We start from the raw sequence: 14,307 nt of genomic DNA on the forward strand, positions 1-14,307 counted from the left end.
GCGCCGCGCGCCGCCGATCCGGCGTGCGCCGGACCCTCCTTACCGTTTGACTCAGCCCGCGAGCCCGCGCGCGATGTCGTCGCGGATGTCGCCGGCATTCTCCAGCCCCACCGCCAGCCGGATCAGCCCTTCGCTGATGCCCGCCGCCGCGCGCGCCTCGGGCGTGATGCGCGAGTGCGTAGTGGTGGCCGGATGCGTGATCGTGGTGCGCGTGTCGCCGACATTCGCGGTGATCGACACGATCTTCGTGTTGTCGATCACGCGCCACGCGTTCGCGCGCTGCGCCTCGGGCGTATCGCCCTTCAGCTCGAACGACACCACCGCCCCACCCGACTTCTGCTGGCGCTTCGCGATCGCGTACTGCGGATGCGATTCGAGCCCCGGATAGAACACGCGCTTGACGGCCGGATGGCTGTCGAGCCAGCGCGCGATCTCGAGCGCGTTCGCCGACTGCTTCTCGACGCGCAGCGACAGCGTCTCCATGCCCTTGAGCAGCACCCACGCGTTGAACGCCGACAGCGTCGGCCCGGCGCTGCGCACGAACGGGAACACCTTGCCGGTGATGAACGCCTTCGAGCCCACCAGCGCGCCGCCCAGCACGCGCCCCTGGCCGTCGAGGAACTTGGTGGCCGAGTGCATCACCACGTCGGCGCCAAGCTTGAGCGGCTGCTGCAGCGCCGGGCTGCAGAAGCAGTTGTCGACCACGAACAGCGCATTGGCACCCTTCGCGACCTTCGAGATCGCCTCGATGTCGGCGATCTCGGTGAGCGGGTTCGACGGCGTTTCGAGGAAGAACATCTTCGTCTCGGGGCGCACCGCCGCGCGCCACGCGTCCAGGTCGGTCGGATCGACGAAGGTGGTGGTGATGCCGAACTTGCTGAAGATCTGCGAGAACATGCCGAGCGTCGAGCCGAACAGGCTGCGCGAGCTGACCAGATGGTCGCCCGCCTGCAGCGCCGACATCACCACCGCCATGATGGCCGCCATCCCCGAGGCGGTCGCGATGCAGGCCTCGCCGCCTTCCAGCGCCGCGAGCCGGTCCTGGAACATCGTCACGGTCGGGTTCGTGAAGCGCGAATACGTATAGTTGTCCTCGGAGTTCGCGAAGCGCTCGGCCGCATCGGCGGCGCTCGTGAAGCAGAAGCTCGAGGTCAGGAAGATCGCTTCCGAGTGCTCGTTGTATTCGCTGCGCAGCGTGCCCGAGCGAATCGCGAGCGTGTCGAAGTTGAAAGAGTCGTCCATGTCTGGTTCATCCGGTTTCATTCGGGCGCGCCGCGCCGCGCGCGCGCCACTGAAGGCCGCGAGGGCCAACGAAAAAGCCCGCGACGCGTCGGCATCGGCGGGCTTCAGGTGCGGTGTGGCAGCTTTCGACTCGGGCCGGCATTCCGGCCGGCCTTCGCTTTAGCTGTTTCGGGTGACTGCCCCGCGTCCGCAAGCTGAGATCAAATCGACGCAGCGCCCATCGTAACACGCGTGACGGCGGGCGCGGCGCTTCACTCGACCGACAGTTGCAGGTTCATCTGCGAGCGGCCCGACTCGCCGTTCTGGTCGCGATCGAGCTGCGAGGCCGGCGCGAGGCGCGCGCGTTCGAGCGAATCGAGGTATTCGGGCGTGACGTGGCCGGTAATGTAGCGGCCGTCGAAGCACGACGCCTCGAAGTCCTGGATCGCCGGGTTGATGTCGCGCACCGCGCGGCGCAGGTCGTCGACATCCTGATAGATCAGGTAGTCGGCGCCGATCATCTTCGCCACTTCCTCGTCGGTGCGGCCGTGCGCGACCAGTTCGTTGCGGGTCGGCATGTCGATCCCGTAGACGTTCGGGAACTTCACGGGCGGCGCGGCCGAGGCGAAGATCACCGACTTCGCGCCGGCGTCGCGCGCCATCTGCACGATCTCGTGCGAGGTCGTGCCGCGCACGATCGAATCGTCGACGATCAGCACGTGCTTGTCCTTGAACTCGATGCTCATCGCGTTGAGCTTCTGGCGCACCGACTTCTTGCGCACCGCCTGGCCCGGCATGATGAAGGTGCGGCCCACGTAGCGGTTCTTGAAGAAGCCCTCGCGATACTCGACGCCGAGCTTGGCGGCCACCTGCATCGCGGCCGGCCGCGACGAATCGGGAATCGGCATCACGACGTCGATCGGCACGTCCTTCAGCTCGCGCTTGATCTTCTCGGCGAGGTAGTCGCCCATGCGCAGGCGCACGTTGTAGACCGGCACGCCGTCGAGGCACGAATCGGGACGCGCGAGGTAGACCCACTCGAACATGCACGGATTCAGGCTCGGGTTCTCGGCGCACTGCTGGCTGTGGAAGCTGCCGTCGAGCGTGACGAACACCGCCTCGCCGGGCTCGACGTCGCGCACGAATTCGAAGCCGATGCCTTCCACGGCCACCGATTCCGAGGCGACCATCCATTCCGTGCCCTGCTCGGTCTCGAGCTTGCCGATGCAGAGCGGACGGATGCCGAACGGATCGCGGAACGCCAGCATGCCGTGGCCGGCGATCTGCGAGACGATCGCATACGAGCCCTGCGCGCGGCGATGCACGCCCGCCACCGCCTTGAACACCGTGGCCGGATCGAGTTCCAGGCCGGTGGTGGCCAGCTGCAGCTCGTGCGCGAACACGTTCAGCAGCACCTCGCTGTCGGAATTCGTGTTGATGTGGCGGCGGTCGATGCGGAACATCTCGTCCTTGAGCTGCCCCATGTTCGTCAGGTTGCCGTTGTGCGCGAGCACGATGCCGAACGGCGCGTTGACGTAGAACGGCTGCGCCTCGGCCTCGCTCGACGCCGAACCGGCCGTCGGATAGCGGACCTGGCCGATCCCCGAGGTACCCGGCAGGCTGCGCATGTTGCGCGTGCGGAACACGTCGCGCACCATGCCGTTGGCCTTGTACATGTGGAAGTTGCTGCCGTCCGCCGTCACGATGCCCGCCGCGTCCTGACCGCGATGCTGCAGCAGCAGCAGGCTGTCATAGATGAGCTGGTTGACCGGGGAGTGAGAGATAAAGCCTACGATGCCGCACATGGCATGGGTCCTTCAAGGATACAAAAACGGTTTGGCCGCCGCGTACTCAGATGTGGATGTACGCAGCCAGCGCGTCAGGCAAGAACGGCTTCAGTTCGCGCACGCCTTGCTCGGCGAAGGGACGCAACAACGCGTTGCGCCAGAAAACCTGTTTCGGCAGCTCGGTCAGCCCCGCCGCCGCCACCAGCAGCAACACCAGCAGCACGCCGCGCACCAGGCCGAACAGCAGCCCGAGCGAGCGGTCCACGCCGCCCAGCCCCGTCGCCTGCGCGAGCCTCGACAGCAGCGCGTTGGCCACGCCCGCGACCAGCACCACGCCGATCACGATCACCCCGAACGCGATCACCCACTGGGTCAGCGCGCCGCCCGGCCAGGTGGACGGGATAAAGGGCAGCACCACGCCGACATAGCGGCAGGCGATGATGAACGCCGCGATCCAGCCGATCAGCCCGAAGATCTCGGACACGAAGCCGCGCCACGCGCCGCGCAACGCCGACAGACCGATCACCGCCAGCACGGCGTAGTCGAACGCGGTCAGCATCGGCGCTTACTGGGTCAAGCCCGCATCGCGCACCTTCGCGATGGCGGCCGACGCGGCCGCGCGATCGGCGAACGGGCCGGCCCGAAGCAGTGTAGCCGTGCTGCCGTCAGCCTGCTTGCGATGCTCAACATATGCGGGCACGCCCGCCGATTTCAATTTGTCCGCCCAGCCGCGCGCGGTTGCCTCGTCCTTGAACGAGCCGAGCTGCACCGCGAAGCGCGCGCCGGCCGGCGACGCGGGCGACGCGCCGCCGCCGTTCGCGGCGGCCGGCTCGGCGGCCGGCGCCGGTGCCGGCTTCGCCTGCGCGACGGGAGGCCTCGGCGCGGCGGGTTTGGGCACGGCCTGCGGCGCGGCCGGCTTCGCGGTGGCGACGGCCGGCGACGACGGCTGCGGTTGCGTCCGGGCCGCCTGCGCGGTGGCAGGACTGGAAGTGTCGGAAGGGTTCGCACCGGAAGCGGCCGCCTGCGCGGGCGCCGAGTCGTCGTCCGCATCGGCGGTGCCCGGGCCGGGCAGCGCGTCGTGCGCGACCCCGGCCTGCGTGTCGATGGCGTCGTCGCTGCGCGCGGGCACGGCGTGCGCCGGCTTGTTCGGGATGTCGATCGCGATGTCGTCGGTGACGGGCTTCGGGTGCGAGTCGAGCACCATCGGCAGCACGATCACGGCGGCCACCACCAGCGCGATCGCGCCGACCAGGCGGCGCCGCGCGCGTTGTTTCTCGGGGAGGGTCGGGTCGAGCAGCAGTGCGTCCGCGTCGGGGCGCTCGGCGCGGCGCGAGCGTCGCTCGGCCCGTTCACCGCGACTGGCCCGGGAGTCAGACCGTGACCCGGACCGTGACCCGCGCCGGGGCGGCGCGTCGTCGTCTTTCTTCTTGCCGAACGAGAAGATTCCCATGTATGGCTGATCCGAACTGCCCGTCAGTGTTGCTGCGATTTACGGTAGGCCATCACGCCCGCTACCGTATAAAAACTACCAAAGACCACGATTCTATCATTCTCCGACGCCCGCTTCAGGCTATCTCGAAATGCCTCGGCAGGCGACGCGTAGCGCGTCACGCTGCTGTCGGGGCCGTCCTCGACGCCGGCTTCGCGCAAGGCCGCCTCGAGCGACTCGGCCGAGGCCGCGCGCGGCAGCGGCAGGTCGGTCACGCACCAGTGGTCGATCTCGCCCTTCAGTTGCCGCAGCACGCCCGCGATGTCCTTGTCGTGCATCGCGCCGAACACGGCGTAAGTGTACGGAAAGAATCCCATGTTGCCGAGGTTTTGCGCGAGCACGGCCGAGGCGTGCGGATTATGCGCCACATCGAGCACGATCGCCGGCTTGCCGGGCAGCACCTGGAAGCGCCCGGGCAGCTCGACGTTGGCGAGGCCGAGCCGGATATCCTGCGCCGACACCGGCAGCCGCGCGCGCAGCGACTCGAGCGCGGCCAGCGCGGCCGACGCGTTGATCAGCTGGTTCGCGCCGCGCAGCGACGGATAGGCGAGCGCCGGGTAGCGCTTGTCGCGGCCCAGGTAGCTCCACTGCTGGCGCTCGCTGCCGGGCTGCACCTCGTAGCGGAAATCGCGCCCGACCAGCCAGAGGTCCGCGCCGATCGCGTTCGCGTGGTCGATCAGCGTCTGCGGCGGCGAGGGATCGCCGCAGACGGCCGGCGTGCCGGGGCGGAAGATCCCGGCCTTCTCGAAGCCGATCTTCTCGCGCGTGTCGCCGAGGTATTCGGTGTGGTCGATGTCGATGCTGGTGACGATCGCGCAGTCGGCGTCGAGCATGTTCATCGCGTCGAGCCGCCCGCCCAGCCCCACTTCGAGGATCACCGCGTCGAGTTCGCTGGCCGCGAACAGGCGCAGGATCACCAGCGTCGTGAATTCGAAATAGGTCAGCGTGACCGGCTCGGCCAGGCTCAGGCGCGCCGCCTCCACCGCCTCGAAATGCGGCAGCAGCGTCCCGTCGTCGACGTTCGCGCCGCCGATCCGCGCGCGCTCGTTGAACGCCAGCAGGTGCGGCGAGGTATGGCAGCCGACGCGATAGCCGGCCTTCAGCAGGATCGTTTCGAGGAACGCGCAGGTCGAGCCCTTGCCATTGGTGCCGCCCACCGTGATGACCGGGCACGTGAACGCGAGCCCGAGCGCCTCCTTGACCTTCGTGACACGGGCGAGGCCCATGTCGATGCCGACCGGATGCGCGGTTTCGAGATGCGAAAGCCACGCGTCGAGAGTGGGAAATGTGCTCATCTGTACCACTGCGAAGCTGGACGCCCGCGAACGGGCGTGCCCGGAAAAACGAAAAACGCGCCGCCCGGCCGGGCCGGACGACGCGTCGGCGGATGCCGCGCGGCGCGCGCCGCGTTACGCGAGCGCGTCGGCCGGCTGGCGCTGCAGCAGCGCGAGCAGTTGCGCGATCTCGTCGCGCATCTTGCGGCGGTCGACGATCATGTCGATCGCACCCGATTTCAGCAGGAACTCGGAGCGCTGGAAGCCTTCCGGCAGCTTCTCGCGCACGGTCTGCTCGATCACGCGCGGGCCGGCGAAGCCGATCAGCGCCTTCGGCTCGGCGATCACCACGTCGCCGAGGAACGCGAAGCTCGCCGACACGCCGCCCATGGTCGGATCGGTCAGCACCGAGATGAACGGCAGCTTCGCTTCCGACAGCTTGGTCAGCATCGCCGTGGTCTTGGCCATCTGCATCAGCGACAGCAGGCTTTCCTGCATCCGCGCGCCGCCCGAGGCGGTCACGCAGATGAACGGCACGTGCTGTTCGAGCGCGTTCTGCGCGCCGCGCGCGAAGCGCTCGCCCACCACCGAGCCCATCGAGCCGCCCATGAACGAGAACTCGAAGCAGGCCGCCACCACCGGCAGCGTGCGGATCGCCCCGCCCATCACCACCATCGCGTCGGTCTCGCCGGTATCCTCCATCGCTTCCTTCAGGCGATCGGGATACTTGCGGCTGTCCTTGAACTTCAGCGTGTCCACCGGCACGATTTCCTGGCCGATCTCGTAGCGGCCTTCCGCGTCGAGCAGCGCGTCGAGGCGCTCGCGCGCGCCGATCCGCATGTGGTGGTCGCACTTCGGGCAGACGTGCAGGTTCGCCTCGACATCGGAGCGATACAGCACGGCCTCGCACGACGGACACTTGACCCACAGCCCCTCGGGGATGCCCTTGCGGCTCTTCGGGTCGGTCTGCTTGATCTTCGGCGGCAACAGCTTGTCGAGCCAGCTCATCGTTTGGTTTCCTTCTTCATGGCGGGCCGGATGGCGGCCCGCGTTCGGTGTTTCTGGACGGTGCGCGTGCGGATGCGGCGACGGCAACCGGCTGCGGCGGCCCGTCAGGCCGCCTTCGCCTCGCCGTCGAGCGCGGCGCGGATGTCGGCGATGAACGCCTGCAACGCGCCCACGGCCGCGTCCGGCGCCGTGTCCTCGAGCAGCTGCACGAGGCGGCTGCCGATCACGACGGCATCGGCGACCTCGGCCACGGCGCGCGCCGTGGCGGCGTCGCGAATCCCGAAGCCGACGCCGACCGGAACCGGCACGCGCGACTTGATGGCCGGGATTTTACCCGCAATGCTGGAAACATCCAGATTTCCGGCGCCGGTTACCCCCTTCAGCGACACGTAATACACGTAGCCGCTCGCGATTCGGCCCACTTCGGCCATCCGTTCCTCGGTCGAGGTCGGCGCGAGCAGGAAAATAGGGTCGATACCCGCGGCACGCATCGTGGCGGCGAAACCGGCCGCCTCCTCGGGCGGATAGTCCACCACCAGCACGCCGTCGACGCCGGCCGCGCCCGCCGCGGCGGCGAACGCCTCGGCGCCCATCCGCTCGATCGGGTTGGCATAGCCCATCAGCACCACGGGGGTCCTGTCGTCGCGCTCGCGGAAGCGCTTGACGTCGTCGAGCACGTGCCGCAGCGTGACGCCGCGCGCCAGCGCGCGCTCGGACGAACGCTGGATCACCGGGCCGTCGGCCATCGGGTCCGAGAACGGCACGCCGAGCTCGATCACGTCGGCGCCGCCGGCGGCCAGCGCATGCATGAAATCGACGGTCTTCGCCGGGTCCGGGTCGCCCGCCGTGATGAACGGGATCAACCCTTTACGACCCTGGGCGGCCAGTGCTGCGAAGGTATTCTGGATTCGGGACATGGTGTCGCTTTCCTTGATTCGGTGACGATCGGCGGCGTGCAGGCGGGCATCCGGCCCGCGTCACGCATCCGCCGGCGCGGCGAGCGCGGCCACGCGCTCGTGCGCGATCGCGCAGTAACTTTCGTTGATCTCGTAGCCGACGAAGCCGCGCCCGTGCCGCGCGCACGCCACGGCCGTGGTGCCGCTGCCCATGAACGGGTCCAGCACCACGCCGCCCGGCGGGCAGCTCGACAGCACCATCCGCTCGACGAGTTCGAGCGGCTTCTGGGTCGGATGGTCGACGCGCTCCGCGTGCTGGCGGTGCAGCCGCGAAATCGACCAGACGTCCTTCGGGTTGTAGCCCATCTCGAGCCACTTGCTGCCTTCGAACAGTTTGCGCGAACGGGCCTTCTTCGTTTCGGCGTCGTAGGGGATGCGGACCGGATCGAGATCGAAGTAATAGCCCTTCGACACCGCGAAAAACCCGATGTTGTCGTGAACCGACGTGTAGCGGCGCGTGGTGCCGCCCATGCTCGGCACGCGCCGGTCCCAGATGATCTCGTTGACCATCGTGAGACGCGTCTTCAGGAAGCTGAAGATCTCGGGCGCGTATTGCCAGGTGCAGAACACGTACAGCGAGCCGCTGGCCTTGAGCTTCGGGATCGCGAGCTCGAGCCACTGGCGCGTCCACGCGAGATGCGCGTCGCCCTGCAGCTTGTCCGAGTCGTTGCCGTAGTCCTTGCCGAGCCCATACGGCGGATCGGCCACGATCAGGTCGATCGAGGCGTCCGGCAGGCTCGCCGCATCGGTCAGGAAATCGCGGTGGCGCAGGTCGATGCCGCCGGGCAGCGCGCGCGCGGGCGCCGCGGCCGAAGCCGCGCCGGTTTCGCTGGCCGCGCCGCCGGCGGGCTCTTCGATCAGGTCGCGCATCCGGGCGTCAGAGCGTGATGCCGCCGCGCTCGGCGACGGTATGCATGTCCTTGTCGCCGCGGCCCGACAGGTTGACGAGCAGGATCCTGTCCTTCGGCAGGCTCGGCGCGAGCTTCGCGCCGTAGGCGATCGCGTGGCTCGATTCAAGGGCCGGGATGATGCCCTCGATCCGGCAGCAATCGTGGAACGCCTTCAGCGCCTCCTCGTCGGTGATCGGCACGTACTGCGCGCGGCCGCTGTCCTTGAGCCAGGCGTGCTCGGGGCCGACGCCGGGATAGTCGAGGCCCGCCGACACCGAATGCGTCTCGATGATCTGGCCGTCAGCATCCTGCAGCAGGTAGGTGCGGTTGCCGTGCAGCACGCCGGGGCTGCCGCCCGTCAGCGAGGCCGCGTGGCGCCCCGTGTCCAGGCCGTCGCCGGCCGCCTCGACGCCGATCAGCTGCACGTTCGTGTCGTCGATGTACGGGTAGAAGATCCCCATCGCGTTCGAGCCGCCGCCCACGCAGGCGATCACCGCGTCGGGCTGGCGCCCCGTCATCTCGGGCATCTGCACCTTGCACTCGTCGCCGATCACGCGCTGGAAGTCGCGCACCAGCATCGGGTACGGATGCGGGCCGGCCACCGTGCCGATGATGTAGAAGGTCGTCTCGATGTTGGTGACCCAGTCGCGCATCGCTTCGTTGAGCGCGTCCTTCAGCGTGCGCGAGCCTGATTCCACCGGCACCACGGTCGCGCCGAGCAGCTTCATGCGGTAGACGTTGGCGGCCTGGCGGCGCACGTCCTCCGAGCCCATGTAGACCACGCACTCCATGCCGAAGCGCGCGCAGATGGTGGCCGTGGCCACGCCGTGCTGGCCCGCGCCGGTCTCGGCGATCACGCGCTTCTTGCCCATCCGGCGCGCGAGCAGCGCCTGGCCGATCACGTTGTTCACCTTGTGGGCGCCCGTGTGGTTCAGGTCCTCGCGCTTCAGGTAGATCTGCGCGCCGCCGAGCATCTCGCTCCAGCGCTGCGCGTGGTAGATCGGCGACGGGCGGCCGACGAAGTGCTTCAGTTCGCGGTTGTATTCGGCGACGAATTCGGGATCGTCGCGAAAACGCTCGTAGGCGCCGCGCAGTTCGTCGAGCGCGTGGATCAGCGTTTCGGCGACGAACACGCCGCCATAGGGGCCGAAATGGCCTTGCTCATCAGGAAGGTTGTACATGCCGTGACTCTCGATTGGACGGCGCGGCGCAGGGGCCGCGCCGGCATTTGGCTCACCGGGCGTCCGCGTCGCGCACCGCGCTCACGAACGCCGCCATCCGGGCGTGATCCTTCACGCCCTTCTCGCCCGCTACCTCGATGCCACTGGAGACATCGACCGCGTAGGGGCGGACCTGGCGAATCGCATCACCGACGTTTCGAGCGTTCAAGCCACCACTCAAAACGGCCCGATGCACGAGCTCTGCGGGAATAAGTGACCAATCGAAGACCTTGCCGCTACCGCCGTAGTCCGGCACATGGGTGTCGAACAACCAGCCGGCGGCTGTCGAATAGTGAAGTGCCGATTCTACCAAATCGGCGCGCCGCGTCGAGTCGCCCACGCGCAACGCGCGCAGCCACGGCAGGCGCGCCTCCTGCGCGAGCGCCAGGCAGTGCTCGGGCGTCTCGTCGCCGTGGAACTGCAGCGTGGTGAGCGGTACCGCGTCGAGCACGCGCGCGAGGTCGTCGGCACTGGCGTTGACGAACAGGCCGACGGCCGAGACGAACGGCGGCAGGCGGCGCGCGAGATCGGCGGCCTGTTGCGGCGTGACCGCGCGCGGGCTCTTCGGATAGAACACGAAGCCGACCGCGTCGGCGCCGAGCGCGACCGCGTGCTCGACGTCGGCGGGACGGGACAGCCCGCACAGCTTGATGCGGGTGCGGGGGCGCGGCGCGGCGCCGGGGGAAATCGGGGTATCGGTCATCGTCAACAAAAAATCGGCTCGGGCGCGGGCATCGCCGCCCGCATCACGGATTGGCGGGCGGTGCCGGCGGCGGCGCGTCGAGATCGGCCCAGACCGTGCTCCACGGCACGCTGCCGAGTTGCGCGGGCGGCACGGCGAAGTGCTCAGGATAGCCGACATGGGCCAGGTAGAGGCCGTCGGGCGCGAAGGTCGGCGCGGCGCGTTCGCGATTGCGCGCGGCCAGCACCTCGGCGAGCCAGTCGGCCGGATAGCGGCCGCGCCCCACCGCGATCAGGCAGCCCATCAGGTTGCGCACCATGTGATGCAGGAACGCGTTGGCGCGAAAGCGGAAATGGATGAAGCTGCCCGACGGGCGGATGTCGATCTGGTGCAGGTGCTTGACGGGCGTCTTCGACTGGCATTCCGACGAGCGGAACGACGAGAAGTCGTGCTCGCCGATCAGGTGCGCCGCGGCGGCGCGCATCGCCTCCACGTCGAGTGGCGTATGCACCCAGCCCGCGCGCGCGGCCAGCATCGGCGAGCGCACCGGATGCACGTAGAGCGCGTAGTAATAGGTGCGCTCGAACGCGGCGAAGCGGGCGTGGAACGTCTCGGGCATCGACCTGGCCCACTGCACCGCCACGCTCGGCGGCAGAAACGCGTTGGTGCCACGCACCCACGAGAAATCGGTGCGGTCGAGTTCGGTGTCGAAATGAACCACCTGGCCGAGCCCGTGGACGCCGGTGTCGGTGCGCCCCGCCACCACGGTCTGCAGCGGCACCAGCGCGAACGCCTTCAGCGCCTGTTCCAGCGTGTCCTGCACGGTGTTGCCGTGCGGCTGCGACTGCCAGCCGTGGAACGCCGCGCCGTCGTACTGAATGCCGAGCGCGATCCGCATCACGTCGCGTCGGCGAGTTTCGCGAGCAGCGTGCGCGCGGCGTCGCTGGTGCCGGCGCGGCCCGCGTCGACCACCTCGTTCAGCAGCGTGCGCGCGCCGTGCAGATCGCCGAGTTCGACGTATTCGGCGGCCAGTTCGAGCTTGTTCTGCGCGATCCGGTCGAGCGCCGCGTCGGTCGGCGGCGGCAGCGTCGCGCTCGGGCCGACCGGCAGGTCGAGGTCGAAATCGAGATTCAGCGCGCCGAATTGCGCGCCGCCGAGCGCGCCGAACGCAGCAGCGGGACGGCTCTCGGGGACCGATCCGGATGCGGGCGGGTCGAGCGGTTCGTCGTCGTCCCATTGATCCTCCCCCGCAATCGCGGCCGGCGGCTCGCCGTGGCTGGATGCCGGCTGGCCGGGTGAATCGGGCATGAATGCCGAGGCGTCGGCGGGTGAACTTCGAGGGGTCTCGGCGGCTAGACCGTTAGTTGCTTCTTGCGATGCAAAATCAGGCGGCGTGGGCAGGCCGGGCTCCGGCTCGCCGACGCGCGGCGGCAAGGGCATGTCGAGGCTGTCGAGCGCGGACACCGCGTCGGCCGGAAATTCGTGCGCGGGCACGTCGGCCGAAGCGGGGTAAGTCAGGTCATTCAATTCGGTGGGGCTCGTGGGGATGACGGGCGTCGTCCCGGCGGCTTCGTGCTGCGCGGGCGGCGTCCCGCTTTCGGGTTGGCCGGACGGCGGCGCGGCCGCGTCCGGCAGGTCGTTCCCGGGGACCGTCGGCGCGGGCGGCTCGGCCTGCGCTTCGGGTCCGGCCGGTGCCGGTGGTTCGCTCGGCACGAGCGGTTCGGCCATGGCGGCGGGCGATGCCAGCTGCTCGGTCAGCACCGGCGGCCCGGATGTTTTCGGCGGTTCAACAGGTTCAACAGGTTCAACAGGTTCAACAGGTTCAACAGGTTCAACAGGTTCAACAGGTTCGGTCGCGGGCGGCAGCGGCTCGTCCTTGAGCGTCATCGGCGCGGCGGGCTCAGCCTCGTGCGGCGTCGGCGCCACGACGGGCGGCTCGATCGGCTCGGGTTCGCCCTGCGCGTGACGCGCGACCGGCTCCGGTTCGTGCGACGCCGCATCGGTCGCCACGGCAACGGCGGCGGCGCCGGCCGCCGCGGGCACGACGGTCTCGGCGATATGCGTCGGACGCGCGTCGACGTCGCGCTCCGGCGTTTGCGGAGCCGGCGTCGGCGTCGCTTCGTCGGGCTCCGCACGCTTGCGGCGGCGGAACGCGAAACCGAGGATCAGCGCCGCCGCGGCCACGCCGATGGCGATCGCCGCGGTCCGGTCGAGCGGAACGGAAGATGATGCCGGCTGGGCGGCGGCCGGCTTCGGCGTGGCCACCACGGTCGGGGCCGGCGCGGATGCGGACGCGGCGGCCGAGGCGGCGGAACCCTCCTCGGCGGCGCTCGCGGCCGAGGCGGTGGCCGGCGCGCTCACCGCGGCCGGGGTCGATGCCGGCGTGGCCACCTTCGGCGACGGCGCCGCGTTCTCGGCGGCCGGCTTGCCGATGCCGTGCTGTTGCAGTTCCATCAGCACGCGGTTCTTCAACGCGAGCAATTGCTGGAGGCTCGACGGACGTGCCTGCGCGGCCGCCGGGGCCTGCGCGGCGCTGCCGCCGGCCGTGGCGCCGGGCGCGAGCAACGCGGCTTCCGCCGCGCTCGAACCGACCGGCGGCGCGGTGTGGATCGAGCCGCTCCAGCTGTGCGGGCCGCTCGTGCCGGCGGCCGAATTGGCATCGGCCGGATGCGCGCCTGCGGCGGGCGCCGCGGGCGCGACCGATGCCGCGTTCGCCGTGGACGACGGCGCAACGGCAGCCGCCGAGGCCCCCGCGTTCGCCGGCGCCCCACCGCCCACCGTTGCTCCCCCGGTCGCGGCGGCCGTGGCGTCGGCCGCATGCGATGCGCCGTTCGCGGCAGCTGGCGCCACCGTGGCAGGATTGGCCGCCGGCGCCGCGCCGGGCGAGCCCGCCGACGCGCCAGCGGCTGGCGCCGCCGCCACGTCCGCGCGCGCCCCGGCCGCCGTAGCCGCCGCCGTAGCTGCCGCAGCTGCTGCGCTCCCGGCGCGCGGTGCCGCAGCACCCGCCGCGGCCGCGCTTGCCGTCGAAGCACCAGCAGCACGCGCGGCACTCGCCGCCGCACCCGGCACCGAAGCCGCCGGAGCCGCCAGCGCCGCCCCGCTCGCATCGAGCGGCGGCACGGTCAGCGTCGATCCGAGCCGCAGCCGGCTCGGATCGTGTTTCATGAACGCCTGGGGATTCGCGTCGAACAGCGCGCGGCTCGCGCGGCCGAGCACCACGGGATCATGCGATTGCGTGACGGCCACGGCGATATCGGTCAGCGACTGGCCCGGCCGCACGGTGATCGCGAGCGGCGCGGCGGCAGCCTCCGAGGGTGCCGCATGAGCGAGCGGCGCGACAGCCGACATCAGCGCGGCGGCCAACGTCAGCACCGCGGCCGCGATCGGACGAATCACGAAAGCGCTGCCCCCGGCGGGCGGTCGGATTCGGGCAAGGGAGGAAATACCGGGGAAAAATCGCAGCGTCATCGGCACATTCGCCGCGGCAGCGCGCGGCCCTGGTTCGCGTTGGAAGGAGGACAGGATTCGGGGACGGACGCGCCGGCGGCTCGAGGCGCCCTGCGCGTGCGACGCCGGATTGCATCGTAGCCGCGTAGTTTACTTTACCCGCCGCGCCTTTCGCGCATTTCATCGCATTCGACACGCGCGAGGGGCGGACAACAGCAGGCGCGCCGCATGGCATACGCGGCCCTTACCGCACGATCGGCCCGCCAAAAACGAAGCGGCGTTCGCCGCCCCCGGCCGGATGCCGGGCACCGCGAACGCCGCCGTCGTCCTCGC

General features: G+C 69.8%; 12 protein-coding genes. All 12 read right to left on the reverse strand.

The genetic code is table 11. The features are described from left to right. Positions 1–51: 51 nt before the first annotated feature. Positions 52–1,242, reverse strand: coding sequence for an O-succinylhomoserine sulfhydrylase (locus tag bpln_RS27080; RefSeq protein ID WP_042628230.1), 1,191 nt, complete (start codon positions 1,240–1,242; stop codon positions 52–54). 251 nt (positions 1,243–1,493) lie between these two features. Next, positions 1,494–3,026 carry an amidophosphoribosyltransferase gene (purF, locus tag bpln_RS27085; RefSeq protein WP_042628231.1) on the reverse strand — a complete coding sequence of 511 codons (1,533 nt, stop codon included), beginning with the start codon at positions 3,024–3,026 and terminating at the stop codon, positions 1,494–1,496. A gap of 46 nt (positions 3,027–3,072) precedes the next feature. Continuing rightward, positions 3,073–3,567 carry a CvpA family protein gene (locus bpln_RS27090; protein ID WP_042628232.1) on the reverse strand — a complete coding sequence of 165 codons (495 nt, stop codon included), beginning with the start codon at positions 3,565–3,567 and terminating at the stop codon, positions 3,073–3,075. Positions 3,568–3,573: 6 nt separating this feature from the next. After that, positions 3,574–4,458 carry an SPOR domain-containing protein gene (locus tag bpln_RS27095; protein ID WP_055140547.1) on the reverse strand — a complete coding sequence of 295 codons (885 nt, stop codon included), beginning with the start codon at positions 4,456–4,458 and terminating at the stop codon, positions 3,574–3,576. Positions 4,459–4,481: 23 nt separating this feature from the next. Further along, on the reverse strand, positions 4,482–5,792 hold the full coding sequence (folC, locus tag bpln_RS27100; protein ID WP_055140548.1) for a bifunctional tetrahydrofolate synthase/dihydrofolate synthase: 1,311 nt from the start codon (positions 5,790–5,792) through the stop codon (positions 4,482–4,484). Between the two features lie 114 nt (positions 5,793–5,906). Beyond that, positions 5,907–6,779, reverse strand: coding sequence for an acetyl-CoA carboxylase, carboxyltransferase subunit beta (accD, locus tag bpln_RS27105; RefSeq protein ID WP_042628235.1), 873 nt, complete (start codon positions 6,777–6,779; stop codon positions 5,907–5,909). Between the two features lie 104 nt (positions 6,780–6,883). Beyond that, on the reverse strand, positions 6,884–7,696 hold the full coding sequence (gene trpA, locus bpln_RS27110) for a tryptophan synthase subunit alpha (RefSeq protein ID WP_042628236.1): 813 nt from the start codon (positions 7,694–7,696) through the stop codon (positions 6,884–6,886). Between the two features lie 60 nt (positions 7,697–7,756). Further along, entirely contained in the window at positions 7,757–8,605 is an 849-nt protein-coding gene (locus bpln_RS27115; RefSeq protein WP_042628237.1) for a DNA-methyltransferase, read from the reverse strand. A gap of 7 nt (positions 8,606–8,612) precedes the next feature. Then, complete coding sequence (trpB, locus tag bpln_RS27120) at positions 8,613–9,806, reverse strand: tryptophan synthase subunit beta (protein ID WP_042628238.1); 1,194 nt, start codon at positions 9,804–9,806, stop codon at positions 8,613–8,615. A gap of 52 nt (positions 9,807–9,858) precedes the next feature. Next, positions 9,859–10,548 carry a phosphoribosylanthranilate isomerase gene (locus bpln_RS27125; RefSeq protein ID WP_042628239.1) on the reverse strand — a complete coding sequence of 230 codons (690 nt, stop codon included), beginning with the start codon at positions 10,546–10,548 and terminating at the stop codon, positions 9,859–9,861. Between the two features lie 43 nt (positions 10,549–10,591). Beyond that, complete coding sequence (gene truA / locus bpln_RS27130) at positions 10,592–11,425, reverse strand: tRNA pseudouridine(38-40) synthase TruA (protein WP_042628240.1); 834 nt, start codon at positions 11,423–11,425, stop codon at positions 10,592–10,594. After that, on the reverse strand, positions 11,425–13,875 hold the full coding sequence (locus tag bpln_RS27135; protein WP_420807388.1) for a FimV/HubP family polar landmark protein: 2,451 nt from the start codon (positions 13,873–13,875) through the stop codon (positions 11,425–11,427). Before bpln_RS27135 ends, truA begins: the two co-directional genes overlap by 1 nt. Positions 13,876–14,307 lie beyond the last annotated feature (432 nt).

It is taken from the genome of Burkholderia plantarii, assembly GCF_001411805.1.
Taxonomy (GTDB): domain Bacteria; phylum Pseudomonadota; class Gammaproteobacteria; order Burkholderiales; family Burkholderiaceae; genus Burkholderia; species Burkholderia plantarii.

Excerpts from the sequence above, each read along its gene's own strand:
- bpln_RS27080 (WP_042628230.1), bottom strand. The coding sequence starts at position 1,242 with ATGGACGACTCTTTCAACTTCGACACGCTCGCGATTCGCTCGGGCACG.
- purF (WP_042628231.1), bottom strand. The coding sequence starts at position 3,026 with ATGTGCGGCATCGTAGGCTTTATCTCTCACTCCCCGGTCAACCAGCTC.
- bpln_RS27090 (WP_042628232.1), bottom strand. The coding sequence starts at position 3,567 with ATGCTGACCGCGTTCGACTACGCCGTGCTGGCGGTGATCGGTCTGTCG.
- bpln_RS27095 (WP_055140547.1), bottom strand. The coding sequence starts at position 4,458 with ATGGGAATCTTCTCGTTCGGCAAGAAGAAAGACGACGACGCGCCGCCC.
- folC (WP_055140548.1), bottom strand. The coding sequence starts at position 5,792 with ATGAGCACATTTCCCACTCTCGACGCGTGGCTTTCGCATCTCGAAACC.
- accD (WP_042628235.1), bottom strand. The coding sequence starts at position 6,779 with ATGAGCTGGCTCGACAAGCTGTTGCCGCCGAAGATCAAGCAGACCGAC.
- trpA (WP_042628236.1), bottom strand. The coding sequence starts at position 7,696 with ATGTCCCGAATCCAGAATACCTTCGCAGCACTGGCCGCCCAGGGTCGT.
- bpln_RS27115 (WP_042628237.1), bottom strand. The coding sequence starts at position 8,605 with ATGCGCGACCTGATCGAAGAGCCCGCCGGCGGCGCGGCCAGCGAAACC.
- trpB (WP_042628238.1), bottom strand. The coding sequence starts at position 9,806 with ATGTACAACCTTCCTGATGAGCAAGGCCATTTCGGCCCCTATGGCGGC.
- bpln_RS27125 (WP_042628239.1), bottom strand. The coding sequence starts at position 10,548 with ATGACCGATACCCCGATTTCCCCCGGCGCCGCGCCGCGCCCCCGCACC.
- truA (WP_042628240.1), bottom strand. The coding sequence starts at position 11,425 with ATGCGGATCGCGCTCGGCATTCAGTACGACGGCGCGGCGTTCCACGGC.
- bpln_RS27135 (WP_420807388.1), bottom strand. The coding sequence starts at position 13,875 with ATGTCGGCTGTCGCGCCGCTCGCTCATGCGGCACCCTCGGAGGCTGCC.